Genomic DNA, 18,122 nt, shown 5'->3' with positions numbered 1-18,122 from the left:
TTTTGCATATAACAATAAGGTAAGCTTACTAAGCTACGCCAAATGCTGCCTTCAAAATAAAGAAGAAAATAATTGAAAGCAGTGCACCTGCTGGCAAGGTCACAATCCAAGACACAACGATATTTCTAACAATACCTAAGTTAAGCGCTGAAACACCACGTGCCAAACCTACACCTAAAACTGCACCCACTAACGTTTGTGTAGTTGAAATAGGCAAACCAGTACCTGATGCAATAACTACCGTACACGCTGCGGCTAGTTCTGCGGCGAAGCCACGGCTTGGCGTTAAATGTGTAATGCCTTGACCGATGGTTTTAATAACGCGATGACCAAATAAAGCGAGACCTGCAACAATACCTAAACCGCCTAGTGGTAAAATCCACCAAGCCAGTGTGGCGCTTGCGTTAATCTCACCGCCACTAGTAACAACACTTACTACAGCCGCAAGAGGACCAATTGCGTTAGCTACGTCATTAGAGCCGTGAGCGAATGCCATACAGCACGCAGTTACTACCATAAGCAAAGCAAATACTTTTTCAACGTTTGCTGCCTGTAAGTCTGCATCTTCAGAACCGCTGAATTTCATACGGCCTATGAACCATTTACCCAAGAAACCCAGTGCTACAGCTATCCCAATTGCTAGCAGATAACCGTTAAGAGCGCTAAGTTCCAATCCTACGTGCTTAAGCCCCTTCTTAATAGTGACAAGGGACATCACAAAGCCCGCTAATGCCATATAAAACGGCACATAACGCTTGGCATTGGCAAACGGAGAAGCAGTTTGGAAGATGAGCTTATGAGCGCTCATAAAGATAAGGTAAGCAATGATGCCCGATATAGCCGGTGTTACTACCCAACTACCTACAATACCACCCACTTTATCCCACGCTACTGCGTCCATACTGACGCCAGTTGCCGTAAAGCCGATGATTGCACCAATAATAGAGTGCGTTGTAGATACAGGCCATCCCAACCAAGACGCTACCGCTAGCCATATTCCAGCCGCAAGTAGTGACGAGATCATGCCTAATACTAGGTATTCAGGTATGTCTATAAAAAAGGTTGAGTCGATAATCCCTTTTCGAATGGTAGACGTTACTTCGCCACCTGCTAGGTAGGCGCCAGCAAACTCAAATATCATTGCAATGATAATGGCTTGTTTTATGGTTAAAGCTTTAGAACCCACTGACGTACCCATTGCGTTGGCAACGTCATTCGCTCCAATACCCCATGCCATGACGAAACCGACGCCGGCGGCAAGGATTATAAGAATTAGGCCATAACTTTCAAAAAATTCCACGGATAATCGCTCCCGATCTAAACGCGATTTAGGCTGGACGCTACTTGAGTAAGTAGCATGATCTCTTCACCCCAAGGGTTAGAGAAAGAAGTTAAAGACAAATTGTGTTTTATCATAAGGTTCGATTAAATTTTGCACGATCTGTTCTTGGCTGCGGCGCATGATAACGTAATCGTCATAGAAGCCATAGCGAAAATCACTGAAAAACGATAAAAGTATACGGAATTATTTGAATGCGATGATAAATCCACCAAATATTGCATTTTTATGACAAATAAATTTCACAAATATTCATATTTATACACTGATACGCAAAATAACACTGACCATTTGGACAGGATTACGTCAAATCTTCCAGTTTTTGCTGCATGTTTTCCAGCGGCGTATGCCTTACGTCTGTACCGCGAGTAAGATAAACCACATATTCGCACACGTTTTTACATCTATCACCAATGCGTTCCAACGAGCGCATTGCCCACAACACATCTAGCCAATCCTGCATATCGTCGGTGCTTTTCTGCATTTCTGAAGTGGTATACGACAGTAGCCGCTTGTACTCACTGTCAATGCGATTGTCTTGGTCGTACACTTCTAATGCAGCAGCTTCATCCTGACGGGCAAAGGCGTCGAATGTGCCACGCATCATAGCCGCTACCCTTTCACCAATAAGCAACATACTGCTTTTAATAGTATCTGAGCTTGGCAGCTTATTGCGCGTTACTAATTTGGCAATACGTTCAATCTCATCACCCATTCTTTCTATATCGGTAATGGCTTTTGAAATGGTCATAATTAAACGTAGGTCGCTGGCGGTAGGATGACGTTTTGCAATAATACGCAGGCATTCTTCGTCAATTTGAATTTCCATGGAGTTAATTTTTAAATCATTTAACACCACTTTTTCAGCCAGTGCGGCATGGTTGTGCTTTACCGCTTTTAACGTATCCACCAGCTGCTGTTCAACTTCACCGCCCATGGTTAATACCGAGTTACGCAAGTTTTCTAACTCAATATTAAACGTACCTGAGATGTGCGTATTTAAGGCTACTTGACGCATGGTGAATTCTCCTCGCGGCATAATTCGAAATTAGGACACCCGTTCACTGATACTTTATCCATATCGCCCCGTTATATAATCTTCGGTTTGCTTTTTAACCGGCATAGTAAACAGAGTGTCACTGTCGGCATACTCTATCAGCCTCCCCTGATGGAAAAAGGCAGTATAGTCGCTTACCCGCGCTGCTTGTTGCATGTTATGCGTCACAATAATAATGGTGCACTGCTTTTTTAGCGAGTCCATCAGCTCTTCGATAAAGAGTGTGGTTAAGGGGTCAAGCGCTGACGTGGGTTCATCTAACAAAAGTATGTCAGGTTTTAACGCCAACGCTCTGGCAATCACTAAACGCTGCTGCTGTCCGCCCGATAGAACATGGGCAGATTCAAATAAGCGATCTTTTACTTCATCCCACAATGCAGCTTGTTTTAATGCGCCTTCAACGGCATCGTCTAAGTGTCGGCGAACCTTCACCCCTTGAAGCTTGAGCCCGTAACACACGTTTTCATAAATGCTCATGGGAAATGGGTTGGGGCGCTGAAATACCATACCTACATTAGATCTAAGGCGTGATACGTTTACTTTACGGCTATTGATATTTCGACCGTCTATTATAATCTCACCCTCATATTTACAACCGTCATACAAGTCGTTAAGGCGATTAAAACAACTTATTAGGGTTGATTTGCCGCAACCACTTTGACCAATTAACGCCGTAATTTTGTTTTTGGGTATTCGCATGCTGATGTCATTTAACACATGCTTATTACCAAACCATAAATTGAGGTTTTTCACCTCAACTGCAGTTTGTGCTTCACTAATGTCATTAACGTTTAGCGTATTGTGTTCAAACAACTTCAACATGTTATAAAACCTGTATTATCCTTTGATATAGCGTTTGCGCAGGCGCGCTCTAAGTACCACTGCCAGTATGTTTAATACAAAGACCACGACGAGTAAAAGCAAGCAGGCAGCAAACATCATACTTGCACTTTTCCCATCGGTTTGGCTGTGGAAAGCACCGTCATAAATAAGCACGCCCAAATGCATAAACTGTCTATCAAGGTGAAGATAAGGGAATTCACCGTCTATGGGCAGCGTTGGCGCAAACTTAACCGCCCCTACAAGCATTAAAGGAGCAACTTCTCCTGCCGCCCTTGCAATAGCTAAAATTACGCCAGTCATAATGCCAGGAGACGCAATAGGCAAAACGGTACGCACTATGGTTTCAATTTTAGTTGCACCTAATGCGTAGCTGCCTGCTTTCAACCCTTCTGGTACACGGCGCAAGCCTTCTTCTGTAGCAACAATAACCACAGGCAAAGTCAAAATTGCCATGGTCAACGCCGCCCAAAACACACCTGGACTGCCCATGGTTGGCGCGGGTAGTGTTTCGCTAAACAATAGCTCATCAATACTGCCACCTAGGGTATAAACGAAGAAACCAAGTCCGAATACCCCGTATACTATCGAAGGTACCCCCGCCATATTACTTACGCTCACACGAATAATGGTAGTTAGCGCGGTATTGGGCGCATACTCACTTAGGTAAATAGCGGCTAGCACCCCAAAAGGCGTTACAATTATGGTCATTAAAAAAACCATGAGGACAGTGCCAAACAAGGCGGGGAATACGCCGCCAGAAGTATTAGCTTGCTTAGGGGAATCGGTAAGAAACACGCCAATTTCTGAAAACACTACCTGCCATTTTTCGAATGTACTCAAACGGCTTACGAAATCCACATCTTGAATGCTTGAAATAGGGATAACAAAGGGCGCACCATCTGCGAAACTCACCAGCAAGGTATATTCAGCTCGAGTGTCTTCGAGCGCTTCTACTCGTTTTTGGTACTCGTTAAATGAAGCAACTAAGCGCTCTCTTGCCGGCGCGTCTTCCACCACGTTACGTTTATCAAACTGAGACAGCGCTTCGTGTATAGGCGCAAGATGACGGGTATTGAGCGCTTCAATTTGTGCACTAATCTGTGCTACTTCTTCGATTACTGTATCAATATTATCTAGGGCTTGAGGCGGCTTGGACGGTACAACGATATATTCAGGTACCGCCAAAACACGCCTACCATCTATCAGCTTAATTTCCGCGCTCTCTTTCGCAAGTCGCGTATCATTCACCTGACTGCGGGATAACTGAACTTGAAAACCATAAGGATGCTGAGCATCCGAATACTTAAGAGTAACGTTGTTATTTGATTGCTCTTCAAAGAGGTTCGCGAGTACTGAGAACGTGGAGCCGTCTTGATACTTGCCCTTCACAGTGTAGATAGGCTCTGGCCAAAAATAAGCGGTACCGCGAAAACTAATCAGTATAAGTACACTCACGAGAGCGATCAGCAATAGACTAGTGAAAAAAGCGGTTAAGCTGATGACTAGCGATTGGCGTTGGACCGGATTAAATCCAAAAGATGCTTGATTAGCCATAGTACGCCCTTCTTCTTATACGCTGTCGCAAAAGCTCTGCTACTGTGTTTACTATGAAGGTAAACACAAACAAAATGCATGCAGTGAAGAATAAAATTTGGTAATGCGCTGATAAAACATCAGCCTCAGGAAGTTCAATTGCCAAGTTAGCAGTGAGTGCTCGCAAACCTTCTATAAGTCCCCAGCTGGAGATTGGTGTATTTCCCGTTACCATAAGTACTATCATAGTTTCGCCAAACGCGCGCCCGAAGCCTAACATTATTGCGGCAACAATACCTGGTAGGGCAACATGTAGCACAACATACAGCAAAGTTTGTAGCCGGGTCGCTCCCAATGCGAATGAAGCATGTTTTAAGTCGTTAGGCACACCATTGATGGCATCTTCAGCTAGCGAGTAAATACTGGGTGAAATAGCTACCCCCAACGCTAGGGCTACCACTATGGTCGTTTTTCCAATAGGACTATTTGATTCCGCCGCTAGCAACGTAAACCCATCAATCCCCATCAGCGAGAAGATGAGCGATGGCGCATATTCCACACTGACATAACCTAAAAGAAACACGCCACCAACTGCAAAGAATAGCTCCGCACCATGCCTTAACTTCTTAGGTAAATACTCCGCTACGGGGCGCTGCACCAAAGCAACTGCGATAAGCACAAAGGGAATAACAATCAGAAAAAAAGCAAAAGAAAACAAAAACTGTTCAGCCTTTGGCGATAACCAAATGGCCGCAATGAAACCAATAAGAACACTGGGGATAGCTTCAAGCAATTCGATGGCAGGTTTAACAATGTTGCGCAATCGGCTTTTAGCGAAAAACGCGGTGTAAATTGCAGCGCCGATAGCAACAGGTATCGCAATAAGCAGCGCTAAGAGGGAAGCTTTGATACTGCCGATTAAAAGCGGGGTTAAGCTGAATTTTGCCTCTTGAAAGTCAGAGGCACTGGTAGTTTGCCATACAGTTTCTTCCGTTTCATATCCCTCATAGTGCTGAGGTTCAAAAAGCGATGCCCACGTAGTAATACCACTTAAATGCTTGCCCTCCCACACCGACAAGGTGTTGTCAGAGTAGCTGTAAAGCTTATTCCCATACCAAATGATATTATTAGCGGCCCGTTCTATTTTTTGAGAAGCCACCACATCGCCAGATACCCGATTTACTAGCAATACACGTGCTTTGTCAGTTAGCACGGCCACTAAGTTCATACTGGCATGTTCTGTCACCGCTTTCACTTTTTCACCTGGAACCGCTATCTGATAAGTCTGCTCAAAGGTGAGACCTTTTTCACTTTTACTGAGCACCCAACGTGTCAGTGTTTGATTTTCTGAGTTCATTAGAAAGAAGGTGCGGTCTTTGGCTAGAGGAAAAATAATCTTTTCATCTAATGACGCAGAGATGCCACCGGCTATGGGAAGTAGTAAAGTGCCTTTATCATCAAGTCTGTTAAGGTAAAGGGCGTCATCTACTTGAAGCAACACACTCTCGCTGCCCGGTAGCAACACTAGCCTGTCTATATTATGAAATCGTTTATCTACCACCTGCGTAGGGCGATGCCGATTTACCCAACGGATGAAAAAGCCGTCGTCTTGAGCGATAGAGGCTACAGCCCACTTAGAAGACAGTGCTATGTTCCAGCTACTGCGTTTATCCCACTCATCTTTGGGAAGCGCGAACGTAATGCTGTTCGACAGGGCTGTTTGTGGAGCGTTAGCGGCGATATTCACTTCGCTACTGCCTGTCAGATTAAAAGACCTTACCGGTAAGACCCGTACCTGCGCATTGGGCGAAACGTCGACAATATAGTTCTCCCCCATCACGCTGTGAGCCGACAATCTATGCTCGCATGGACGAATATATTCGTGGTTACTTACCAGATCTTTGCCTTGGAGCAATTTAAGACCTAATCGACAGTCTGATTTTCTAACCAGCATAGGCTGGCTATTGATAATGTCACCTGCACTTATCACCTTTTCATTGTCTGGTGTTTCAACACTTAACTGATGATGTAAGGTAGGAGTGTAAGCTAGGGGAAGCGCTTGGCTAATGAGATGGGTAATAAGAATAACCAAGGTCAACAAAACAAGGCCGCCAAAGCCCGTCACTACATAGCGTGACCAACTATCTCTGCGCTGGCGTTTCTTGTTTATGCTTTTGCTGTCGAAAGTCATGGGGCTGTTTAATAATTCTTATTTTCGAAATTCTTCATTTTTAAGAAGAATAACCCTAAATTGCACTGGTGAGCAGTGTAAGTTTTGTTATGCTAATAGCAAGTGAAAGTTTATGGCATTACCTTCGCGCAACCTATTCTGCGCCTATGGTATTACCCTACAGGAAGACGATCAAAGTTTTTCTCTACACGCCCAATAAGGAGCATTACATGCAATCATTGGTTATCAGCATTATGGGTAAAGACAAGCCTGGTTTGGTAGACGCACTCGCGAAGTGTGTATACAAGCATGAAGGCAACTGGCAAGGGTCAAGCTTTGCGCATATGGCGGGTATGTTTACTGGCTTTGTAGAAGTACATGTTGCCGACGAGAATAAACAAGGCTTAATCGATGCACTAGACGCCATTAAAGATTTGTCGGTGCAATCAGTAGCGGTTGCCAACAATGAAAATAACAACAATACCAAATTAACGGTTGATGTAATGGGCAATGACAAAACTGGCATCGTCCAAGAACTCACATCTGTTCTCAACCAATTCAACTTGAATATTCTCACCTTTGCTTCTCATTGTGAAAGCGCGCCTAACTGGGGTAGCCTAATTTTCAAAGCAAAAGCTGAAATTGCGGTAACGGAAGACTTCGACGACGGAGCATTACAAGATGCACTAGAGTCGTTAGCTAATGACTTAGTCGTAGATATTACTGCAACGCGATAAATATAGGGGCATGAGTGCGCGAGGGACTATCGCAGTGTCTCATAGTCATGCCCATAGGTAACGGAATCACCGCAACGTATTACGTAGGCTTTAGTGCCAAAATACGTGTTGTCACAGTAGTGTCACTGACTGGTGGCAGTCTTTGACCATTTTTATGAACGTGAATTGAGACATTATGGATAACGACGTTTTATATTATCCCAAAGAGCTAAGCTGGCTATCGTTTAACGAACGCGTATTGCAAGAAGCCGCGGATAAAAATAACCCTGCAATAGAACGCATTCGCTTTCTTGGTATTTACTCTAATAACCTTGATGAATTTTATCGGGTACGCGCGGCAGATGTTAAACGCCTTATCACTATCGCCCAAAATGACGGAAACGAAGAAGAAGCAGAGCGCCTCACCGAACTTATGGCGCAGATACAAAAGAAAGTAGTACAGCTTTCTGAAAAATTTGACCAAATCCACAAAGACGTAGTCAAAACCCTTGCTCGATACAACATCCATATCTTACGCAAAGATGATTTAGACGATTATCAGAAACAGTGGGTACGCAATTATTTTATCAACAAAGCATTGCGCCATATTGCGCCTATTCTTATTGATAAGAAAACAGATCTGCTAAGCCGCTTAAACGGAAACTCTGTCTATTTGTATGTTGCGTTACGAAGAAAAGAACGCAACCCTAAATTCGCCGTTATTCAAGTTCCCACTTCTGAAATGTCGCGCTTTATGCTGATCCCTCCGCAAAAGAGCCGTAAGAAAAAGAGCATTGTTATGCTCGATGACATGATTCAGCTGTGCATTGAGGATATTTTCCGCGGTTTTGTGAAATTTGACGAAATTGAAGCCTTTTCATTCAAAATGACCCGTGACGCAGAATATTCGATTAACGAAGAAATTGACGAAAGTTTCGTAGAGAAAATGTCAGAAAGCATGAAGCAGCGTCTCATTGCTGAACCGGTGCGTGTTATCTACGACACTGACATGCCAGAAGATATGCAGTCAGACCTTCGCAAGCGCCTTAAAATTACCAAGCTCGATACCATGCACGCTGCTGGGCACTATCGCAACTTTAAAGACTTCATAGGTTTTCCAAATGTGGGGCGGGATTATCTTGAACACGCACCGCTCCCCGCTATCGACAGCAAGGCATTTTCTAAACACAACACGGTATTCGATGCGATAACCGCACGTGACATACTACTATACTACCCATATCACCGCTTCCTGCACTTCACCGAATTCGTTCGACAGGCGGCTTTCGACCCAAATGTAAAAACTATACGCATCAATATTTATCGGGTGGCGAGTAACTCCCGCATAATAAACTCGTTAATTGACGCGGTAGATAACGGCAAGAAAGTAACCGTAGTGGTAGAGCTTCGCGCACGTTTTGACGAAGAAGCAAACATAGAATGGTCTAAGCGCATGACAGATGCGGGCATTCGTGTAGTGCTTGGTGTGCCTACCCTAAAAATTCACTCTAAGCTTTGTATTGTGACTCGCGAAGAACGGGGCAGTTTGGTGAACTATGCCCATTTCGGTACAGGTAACTTCAACGAGAAAACCGCGAAAATTTATACCGATTACAGCTTATTCACCCGCAATCAAGAATTGGCTAATGAAGGCGTGGCGGTATTCGATCTTATTCAATACCCTTATCGACGTTATAAATTCCAGCACCTACAAATATCGCCGTTAAACGCGAGAACCAAAATTCAGTCGCTAATTCGCCAAGAAATTCAGCACCTAAACCAAGGTCAAAAGGCTCAAATCACCTTTAAGATTAACAACCTTGTTGATAAAGAACTTATTGACGATTTATATCGCGCGAGCCAAGCTGGAGTTAAGATCCGCGGCATAGTGCGCGGTATGTGTTCGCTTAACCCCGGAATAAAAGGAATAAGTGAAAACATCGAAATCATCTCTATCGTTGATAGATTCCTTGAACATCCTCGCGTAATGATTTTTGAAGGCGGCGGCGAGAGAAAAGTGTATATTTCATCTGCTGATTGGATGACCCGAAACATGGACAACCGCATAGAAGTAGGCTGTCCGGTTTACGATAAAGGTCTTCAACAGCGCATTGTTGATATAATGGAACTACAATTTAAAGATACCCTGAAAGCTCGAGTGATTGACAAGGATCAGAGCAACAAGTACGTTGCGAGGGGAAATCGTAAAAAACTTCGCTCGCAAATAGAAATATACGACTATTTGAAGAAGCAAGAAGACACTATGTAGGATATAAGATTAGTACATGACCCAGCACGAATCAGTTTTTAATGACGTGGAAACCCGCGAAGTCAGTAAAGTCGCAGCACTCGATATTGGCTCGAATAGTTTTCACTTAGTAGTAGCACGTATTGTTGCTGGGTCTGTGCAAATTCTGCATAGAGTTAAACAAAAAGTTCGCTTGGCCGAAGGGCTCAACGAAGACGACGTATTGTCTGATGAGGCAATGGAGCGCGGGCTATCTATGCTTAAGGTAGTAGCAGAAAGCCTTAAAGGGTTTGAGCCTGATTCAGTCAGAATCGTTGCCACTCATACGCTGCGCAAGGCCCGTAACGCACGAGACTTTATCAGCGCAGCAAGAGACATCCTTCCCTACCCTATAGAAGTGATTTCAGGCGTAGAAGAAGCGCGTCTTATTTACTCTGGCGTTGCCCATACTAATCACGCAGACGGTCAACAACTGGTCGTTGATATAGGCGGTGGTTCAACAGAATTTGTTATTGGCGAAGGGTTTACCCCTTTGCTTTGCCGCAGCCTTCAAATGGGGTGTGTTAGCTATACCAAACGGTTTTTCCCTGACGGTGAGCTAAAGTCCAAAGCGTTCAATCGCGCCATAACTGCTGCGCAGCAAGAGCTTGAGTTAATTGACAATAAGTACCGCAGACTTGGCTGGGTCCAATGTATCGGTACGTCAGGTACCATTCGTTCGCTGTTCACTCTTTGTCAGCAAGACAGACCTAATGGCCACGATATTCCGGTAACGCTTAAAAGTTTACGCAATTTGATGAAGCAGTTCATAAGCGCAGGCCATATCGACAAATTAAGTTATGCAGATTTAAGTGAAGACCGTCGTGTTGTTATTGCAGGCGGTCTCGCTATTCTTATTGCTGTTTTCAGAGCGCTAGAAATTGAAGGCTTGGTTTACTCGCCTGCCGCCTTGCGTGAAGGCGTACTTTATCAAATGGAAGATGAATTACATCACGCAGACATTCGCGGCAGAACGGCGAGCAGTTTGGCCACCCGCTACGATGTAGATACGTCACAAGCAACCCTGGTGCTTAATACAACGCTGTCACTTTTCAATGATGTTGAAAAAGAATGGAAACTTAAAGGGCGTGACTTTAAAAGTATGCTGGGTTGGGCTGCTTTACTTCATGAAGTAGGCATGCAAATTAACTCTCGGGGTATTCAAAAACACAGCGCCTATATTCTTGGCAACGTGGACATGCCTGGATTTACGCAGGAACAACAGTTACTGCTAGCTACACTCGTGCGTTTTCACAGAAAGAAAATTCGAACCAATGAACTCCCCACGTTCAACCTTTTTGATGAGCAGTCGGTAAAGCATTTAATTGCACTACTGCGTTTGGGTGTGCTGCTTAATATTAAACGCCAAGAGGGTTTTGTACCTGACCTCGTTGTTAAGGTAGAAAAGAACGAACTGACCATTACCTTCCCCGATGGCTGGTTAGATGAAAAACCTATAATCTCTGCTGACCTACTACGTGAAAGTCACTACTGGAAATCCCTTGATTTGAAGCTTTCTGTTTTTCCTGATATCGAGCAACTTCATCCCACAATAGAATAAGAAAAACGTCAGGCTCGAATTATAAAAATGGGGCCTTGAACCGATTGGATCGGAACAATAGCCCCATTTATCTCTAGCCTTGCGAAACTAACGTATCTAAACGTTGATTCAATTACTCGGCTTTCGCTTTGGTATCATCAAAGTGCGCGCTGTCGTATTTTTTGAACCACGCCAAAATGTTTTCCACTTTACCAATCATTCTAGAAGGTTTAGAGGCAATACCATGAGGTGAGCCGGGTACTTTCACGAGTACACTATCAACCTTTTGAAGTTTTAACGCTTGATAGAACTGCTCAGTTTCAGACATTGGCGTGCGTTTATCTTCCACTCCAGTAATCAACATGGTGGGGGTAGTTACATTGCCCACGAGCGATAATGGCGAGCGCTTCCAGTAATGCTCTACATTATCCCAAGGTTTACCCGGGAATTGAAAAGGTATCTGGTACAGGCCCGAATCGGCGGTTAATACCTTCGACAGCCAGTTAATAACAGGTTTAGCAACCACGGCGGCTTTAAAACGGTTTGTAAGTCCAATGGCATAGGCTGATGCAATACCACCTGCTGAGCCACCCGTTATAAATAAACGTTCTGGATCGGCAATGCCTTTTTCAATCAGCGCGTCTACTCCAGATATATGGTCGGCAAAGTCGTACTCAGAGCTATATTTCCCCTGAAGTAGCAGTGCAAAGCGCTCACCATAACCCGTACTGCCCCTGTGATTATCATAAAACACCACGTATCCCTCGGCTGCCATGCGCTGTAGTTCGGCGGTGAAGACAGGGCCATAAGCGAGGTTGGGTCCACCGTGAATTTCTAAAATTAGCGGATAGGTTTTCGAGCTGTCATAGTTAGGCGGAAGAATATACCAACCTTGAATTTCTTCGCCGTCGATAGAAGATTGATAGACTATTTCCTTAACTTCACCTAATTTTTTGTGGCCTAAAACATCTTCATTAAGCGAAGTAAGCTGTCGCTCGCTTCGGGTGGTGACATATAAATCGGCGGGTCTGTCTGTACGCCCTTTAGTATAAGCCACAACTTCGTTAACAGCGTGATAAGTACCAAATACGTAAGGACGCCCTAACGTGGTGCCGCCAAGCCCTCTAGCTACGGCTTTTACACTGCCAGAAAGCGATACCACATCCACCTGCGCTAAACCGCGAACCGACTGCTGAAAATAAACGTGCTTATTATCTTTCCAGTAAAAATTAGACACCGAGTTATCAATGTCTTTCGTTATGTTTCTTTGGTCAGAGCCGTCGCTATTCATTACATACAGATAGCTATTTTTGTACATCACTTTTTCGTCGTCACGGTACGCATAAGCAATATGCTTTCCGTCCGGCGATACAACAGGTGACGATTCTCGCCCTTTATCCTGCGTCAATTGTTCAATATTCCCCGTCATATCAACAGAAAATATATCGGCCTCAACTGGTTCATACTCCCAGTTATCACTGCGGTTAGCAGAGAAATAGATTTTGTCACCATCGAGGGAGAAGCTTAATCGCCCATTGTGGTGGTAGTTACCTGAAGTCAGCTGGCGTGCTGTGCCTCCATCGGCAGGAACGATAAAAATATGGGTATAAGCTGGCTCAAGAACACCGCGCCCATCGGCTTGATAGCGCGCCTTAGTGATGTATTGGAATTTAGGCGACCACTTTGCGCCTTCCGGCTTCTTCGGCATTTTAACGTCAAGAGGCTTTTCCTTTGCATCAACGCTCATGGTGAAAGCAATGTATTTACCGTCAGGCGACCACGTAATGTTACTGGGACTTGAAGTAACGTTGGTAACTAACGCCGTTTGCCCTGTGTCCATCCAGCGCACATAAAGCTGAGGTTTGCCCTCTTCATTGGATAGATAAGCCAATCGGCTTCCATCAGGTGACCAGCGAACAGAGTAGTAATTCTTTTTTGATGAAAGTAAGGGGCGGTTTGACTTGCCATCAACCGACGCTAGCCACACATTTGCCCGGCTACTGTCTGACATAATGTCGTTTGAACGACGCACATAGGCGATATTTTTACCGTCTGGAGATATCTGAACATCACTCACGTATTCCAAATTAAAGATATCTTCCGATTTAAAATACTGGCTATCGTCTGTATCGGTAATTTCAGCTTCAGTATTGGCAAAGACTGTACTGGGTAACACCGTATTTGATAAAGCAAAGGCGCCCCCGTAAAAAAGTGCAGTTAATACTGCCTTACGCATCATTACAGACGAGCATCTGAGACTGCTATTTCTAAACATACCTCACCTTATTTTTCGTTATATGGACCCGTAAACCTTTGCGGAACACTTTAAATCAGGTCCTCTCTTTTTGCTTTCTGGCGTAATCACTTTTGCGTGATGTTAGTGTTATTCCAGTATTACTGAATAAATATTCTCAATAAAGAGTAAACGCTGAACGCCCTCAACAAGACGACTAAGCGCAAACTAATAGACCTAACACCACAAATATTACATGTTAGTACATTTGTTAGCCTTATGGTTAGTTGCAGATAAACGTCAGAATGCTAACGTTTATACATGGCAAAAAGGTATTAACCATGAATAATCCACACGGTGAATTTAAAAGTAAAGCGAACGGTCAGTTACTGATGTTCGCGGCGCGCGGTCCATGGAATGATGAAACCATGAGAAATGGCGTGATTAAGATGTCGTCCGATATCTCTACATTCGAACAAGGTAGACCATGGATACAGTTAAGTTGTCTTTATGGTGAAAGCCTGATGCCTCCCTCCACCTTTGATATTTTTGTAAAGCAAACACGCGTAAGGAAAGCCCGCGGCCTGTCATTTCTTGCTGTGGTGATATTAGATACCGATATTATGCTGACAACTAAGCAACAGATCTCTCAGTGTTATGACGCTGCTGAGGTTCCTTATTGCTTTTATGATTCTGTGGAAGATGCTTTACAAGCGCTAACGAAAATGGGCTATGACTTTGGTAATAAAGACGCTGAACGCTTTTTTACCAAGTTTGACTTTACCCGCTAAAAAATCAGCAAAACAGTGAATAAATAGAAAGAGCGCCAGTGGCGCTCTTACAACTTTATAATGAAGATTGTACCAATGCTTTTTGTTACGCTTTAGAAGCTTGGTAAATACCTTCAATCGCTTTATCTAGTGTTGCTTCAAACTCTTCTTGAGATTGCTGTGCAGATACGCCTTCGGTCAATGCTCGAGAGAAGCTCGCGATCATTCCTTGGTTTTCTGCCAGTTTCGCGTTTGCGTCGTCACGGCTGTAGCCGCCAGAAAGTGCAACCACTTTAAGTACGCGAGGGTGATCAACAAGCTCTTTATAAAAGTTGGCTTCGGTTGGTAGCGTTAGCTTAAGCATCACTTCTTCACCTTCGCTAAGAAGATTAAGCTGGGTTAGGATCTCTAACTTAAGTAGCGCTTCAGCTTCTGCTTTTTGCGGGCTGTGTATATCAACCTCTGGCTCGATAATTGGAACCAGGCCAGCAGCTAAAATTTGCTTACCAATTTCAAACTGCTGAGCAACGACATCTTTAATACCTTGATGATTCGCAAGCTTTACAACACTGCGCATCTTAGTGCCAAATACGTCTTGTGCTACCGCTTTAGCAAGCAGTGCATCAAGCCCAGGCATAGGCTTCATCACTTGAACGCCATTGCTCTCTTCAGCCAATCCTTTATCAACTTTTAGGAAAGGAATAACACGCTTTTTCTGCCACAAGAAGTGCGCAGTAGACATGCCTTCAATTTCTCTATCAAGGGTGTTTTCAAATAAGATTGCGCCAATAACGCGCTCGCCGCTAAAAGGGGTGCTGGTGATAATGCGCGTACGCATTTCGTGAACTAGATTAAACATCTCTTCGTCTGAGCTGTATTCAGACTCTTCAATGCCATATAAGCGTAACGCTTTCGGTGTACTACCGCCGCTTTGATCTAACGCTGCAATAAAACCGGTTTGTGTTTTCAGTTTATCCAACATTGCCTGCTGAGCTTGTGATGCCATTGCAACACTCCTTTTGTATATTACTGCCTTAATAGACAGGTGTAGGGTTTATTGTTATACCAATTCTATTAAAGATCTGTTTGTCTCAGACTCGGCACGCCGACACCTTAAGTAAACACATCTGTAATAAGATTGGTATTTATGCCTGCGTACTTCACTGTTTCGCAGGTGTAATCGTTTCCGATTATAGGGTCACGCTCAAAAATGCTGTTACTGAGCGTGACGCATGTTGGGGCAACTTTGCACTAGGCCTTAGCTTTAATGAGCTTCTATGAACTCTTATTCGCTATAGCACGCTGCTTTCATGTGCAGCGCTTTGGCTTATTTGTTTTTTTCTTCTAGTACTGCTACCGCTGGTAGTGTTTTACCTTCCAAGAATTCAAGGAACGCGCCACCACCTGTCGAAATATAAGAAACCTTATCGGCAATTCCGTATTTATCAACCGCTGCCAGTGTATCACCACCACCTGCGATTGAGAATGCGTCGCTTGCTGCAATCGCTTCTGAAAGCGCTTTCGTACCTGCACTGAACTGTTCAAATTCAAAAACGCCTACAGGGCCATTCCAAACAATGGTGCCCGCATTCTTAATAATATCTTCTAACGCTTTTGACGAGTCTGGACCGATATCAAAAATCATATCGTCGTCTGCAACGTCACTGACTACTTTAAGCGTCGCTTCTGTGTTTTCATCAAACGCTTCGCCCACTACTACGTCAGTCGGCACTGGAATATTACCGCCATTTGCTTGTGCTTCATTCATAAGCTGCGTAGCTTGCTCAGTTAAGTCCATTTCCACCAGCGACTTACCTACATTGTGTCCTTGCGCCGCAATAAAAGTATTAGCAATACCACCGCCAACAATTAACTGGTCAACTTTTTCAGCTAGTGTTTTTAATACGGTTAGCTTGGTCGATACTTTTGAACCACCAACAATAGCAACCATTGGGCGCTTAGGGTTGTCCAGCGCTTTACCCAGTGCATCTAATTCGGCAGCAAGTAATGGGCCAGCACAGGCTTTTGGCGCGAATTTAGCAACGCCATGTGTAGACGCTTGTGCACGGTGAGCGGTGCCAAAGGCATCCATAACGAAAATATCGCAAAGTGCTGCATACTGTTTCGCTAACGTCTCGTCGTCCTTCTTTTCGCCGTTATTAAAACGTACGTTTTCAAGGATAACCAATTCGCCTTCGCTAAGCTCAACACCGTCTAGGTAGTCTTTAACAAGCTTAACCGGTACGTCTAGGGCATCATTAAGGTAATCAACAACAGGTTGAAGAGAAAACTCATCGGCAGGCTCGCCTTCAGTAGGACGGCCAAGGTGAGACATCACCATAACTGCTGCACCAGCGTCTAGGGCTGCTTTAATCGTAGGAATAGATGCTTTGATACGCGCATCTGAAGTTACTTTGCCGTCTTTTACCGGCACATTTAAGTCTTGTCTAATTAGTACGCGTTGACCATTTAGGGCCATATCGCTCATGCTTGGAATTGCCATCGTCTTTCCTATGTTAATTTAAATTCAGTAGAGCGTGTTTTAACAAGTCAAACACGCTCAAATTAACTGTGAAAGCTGCGCGGGCTGGTGCCACCAACCCTTGGCAGCATCAATGCTTTATTTTGCGTCGAACATCACTTTAGCGGTATCGAGCATACGGTTTGCAAAACCCCATTCGTTGTCACACCACACCAGTGTTTTAACCAGCTGTTTGTGACTGACTCTTGTTTGTGTGCCATCTACAATACACGAGTGAGGGTCGTGATTGAAATCTACTGACACCAAAGGCTCTTCGGTGTAGTCCAAAATGCCCTGCAAACGCCCCGCTTTTGCATTGCGAAGGGCTTGATTCACTTGCTCAATAGTTACCTTAGACTGAAGCGTAACGCTTAAATCCATGGCAGTAACATTGATAGTAGGCACTCGAACCGCAATAGCTTCAAACTTACCCGCAAACTTAGGCAGAATACGCTCTATACCGGCAGCGAGGCGGGTATCAACGGGAATAATCGACTGACTCGCGGCGCGGGTTCTGCGCAAATCTTCGTGATAAGCGTCGATAACTTGCTGATCGTGCATAGACGCGTGAATGGTTGTGATCGTACCACTTTCGACACCGAACGCAGCATCTAGCGCTTGAATAACCGGAACAATACAGTTTGTGGTACAAGAGCCGTTAGAGACTAATTTTTGTTCACTGGTCAACGTGTCTTCGTTGGTTCCAAAAATGACCGTATTGTCTAAATCTGGTGAACCGGGTGACGAGAAAAGCACTTTGCCAGCGCCCGCATCTAAATGTGCTTGCCCCGACGCTCTGTCATCAAACTTGCCCGTACACTCAAGCACAATATCAACGCCCAAGTCTTTCCAGGGTAGGTCTTTAATATCGCTTATCGCAAGCAGTGTAATATCGTCGCCTGCGACATTAAGCGTATTGTTTTCTAAGGCCACATCAAAACGGAACCGCCCGTGGGCGGTATCGTATTTAAGTAAATGTGCAATGCCTTCGGGTTTAGCAATGTCGTTAATGGCCACCACGTTAAATTCGTTGTTGCGCCCGCTTTCATAAAGCGCGCGCAACACATTACGACCAATACGACCAAACCCATTTATGGCAATATTTACCATAGG

Annotated in this window: 13 protein-coding genes; 4 read left to right on the top strand and 9 right to left on the bottom strand. The window is 44.4% G+C overall.

Annotated features, from left to right (window positions below):
• Window positions 1-28: 28 nt before the first annotated feature.
• The 5 genes from ACXAGK_RS02140 to ACXAGK_RS02120 form a co-directional block, all read right to left on the bottom strand.
• Window positions 29-1,300, bottom strand: a complete 1,272-nt coding sequence (locus ACXAGK_RS02140; RefSeq protein WP_474853781.1) for an inorganic phosphate transporter — start codon at window positions 1,298-1,300, stop codon at window positions 29-31.
• Window positions 1,301-1,640: 340 nt separating this feature from the next.
• Window positions 1,641-2,357: a phosphate signaling complex protein PhoU gene (gene phoU, locus ACXAGK_RS02135; protein WP_014948403.1), complete on the bottom strand. Its 717-nt coding sequence runs from the start codon at window positions 2,355-2,357 to the stop codon at window positions 1,641-1,643.
• Window positions 2,358-2,411: 54 nt separating this feature from the next.
• On the bottom strand, window positions 2,412-3,218 hold the full coding sequence (pstB, locus tag ACXAGK_RS02130) for a phosphate ABC transporter ATP-binding protein PstB (protein WP_179982483.1): 807 nt from the start codon (window positions 3,216-3,218) through the stop codon (window positions 2,412-2,414).
• A gap of 15 nt (window positions 3,219-3,233) precedes the next feature.
• A complete protein-coding gene (gene pstA, locus ACXAGK_RS02125) occupies window positions 3,234-4,793 on the bottom strand; it encodes a phosphate ABC transporter permease PstA (protein WP_474808528.1) in 1,560 nt (519 codons plus the stop codon).
• Window positions 4,786-6,963 carry an ABC transporter permease subunit gene (locus ACXAGK_RS02120; RefSeq protein WP_474853779.1) on the bottom strand — a complete coding sequence of 726 codons (2,178 nt, stop codon included), beginning with the start codon at window positions 6,961-6,963 and terminating at the stop codon, window positions 4,786-4,788. The genes pstA and ACXAGK_RS02120 overlap by 8 nt, the downstream gene beginning before the upstream one ends.
• A gap of 209 nt (window positions 6,964-7,172) precedes the next feature.
• On the opposite strand from ACXAGK_RS02120, the gene ACXAGK_RS02115 reads away from it, so the two are divergent.
• From ACXAGK_RS02115 to ppx, 3 genes are all read left to right on the top strand, one after another.
• Entirely contained in the window at window positions 7,173-7,679 is a 507-nt protein-coding gene (locus ACXAGK_RS02115) for a glycine cleavage system transcriptional repressor (protein ID WP_474808532.1), read from the top strand.
• Window positions 7,680-7,854: 175 nt separating this feature from the next.
• Entirely contained in the window at window positions 7,855-9,927 is a 2,073-nt protein-coding gene (gene ppk1 / locus ACXAGK_RS02110; protein WP_474853776.1) for a polyphosphate kinase 1, read from the top strand.
• A 16-nt stretch (window positions 9,928-9,943) separates the two neighbouring features.
• Window positions 9,944-11,506: an exopolyphosphatase gene (gene ppx / locus ACXAGK_RS02105; RefSeq protein WP_474853774.1), complete on the top strand. Its 1,563-nt coding sequence runs from the start codon at window positions 9,944-9,946 to the stop codon at window positions 11,504-11,506.
• Window positions 11,507-11,618: 112 nt separating this feature from the next.
• Here the strand turns inward: ppx and ACXAGK_RS02100 are convergent, their stop codons facing one another.
• Entirely contained in the window at window positions 11,619-13,760 is a 2,142-nt protein-coding gene (locus tag ACXAGK_RS02100; protein ID WP_474853772.1) for a S9 family peptidase, read from the bottom strand.
• A gap of 299 nt (window positions 13,761-14,059) precedes the next feature.
• Between ACXAGK_RS02100 and ACXAGK_RS02095 the strand changes: the two genes are divergently transcribed.
• Entirely contained in the window at window positions 14,060-14,509 is a 450-nt protein-coding gene (locus ACXAGK_RS02095; RefSeq protein ID WP_474808539.1) for a hypothetical protein, read from the top strand.
• An 85-nt stretch (window positions 14,510-14,594) separates the two neighbouring features.
• Here ACXAGK_RS02095 and ACXAGK_RS02090 read toward each other — a convergent pair whose 3' ends face one another.
• The 3 genes from ACXAGK_RS02090 to epd all read right to left on the bottom strand — a co-directional run bounded on the left by ACXAGK_RS02090 (window position 14,595) and on the right by epd (window position 18,119).
• Window positions 14,595-15,494, bottom strand: a complete 900-nt coding sequence (locus ACXAGK_RS02090; RefSeq protein ID WP_474808541.1) for a fructose bisphosphate aldolase — start codon at window positions 15,492-15,494, stop codon at window positions 14,595-14,597.
• A 321-nt stretch (window positions 15,495-15,815) separates the two neighbouring features.
• Window positions 15,816-16,991 carry a phosphoglycerate kinase gene (locus ACXAGK_RS02085; RefSeq protein ID WP_474853770.1) on the bottom strand — a complete coding sequence of 392 codons (1,176 nt, stop codon included), beginning with the start codon at window positions 16,989-16,991 and terminating at the stop codon, window positions 15,816-15,818.
• A gap of 117 nt (window positions 16,992-17,108) precedes the next feature.
• Window positions 17,109-18,119, bottom strand: a complete 1,011-nt coding sequence (epd, locus tag ACXAGK_RS02080; protein ID WP_014948384.1) for an erythrose-4-phosphate dehydrogenase — start codon at window positions 18,117-18,119, stop codon at window positions 17,109-17,111.
• Between the last annotated feature and the right edge of the window lie 3 nt (window positions 18,120-18,122).

It is taken from the genome of Alteromonas sp. ABM1_013 (genome assembly GCF_056160505.1).
The sequence above is the reverse complement of the archived record's forward strand: the minus strand, read 5'-3'. Positions and strand labels throughout refer to the sequence as shown.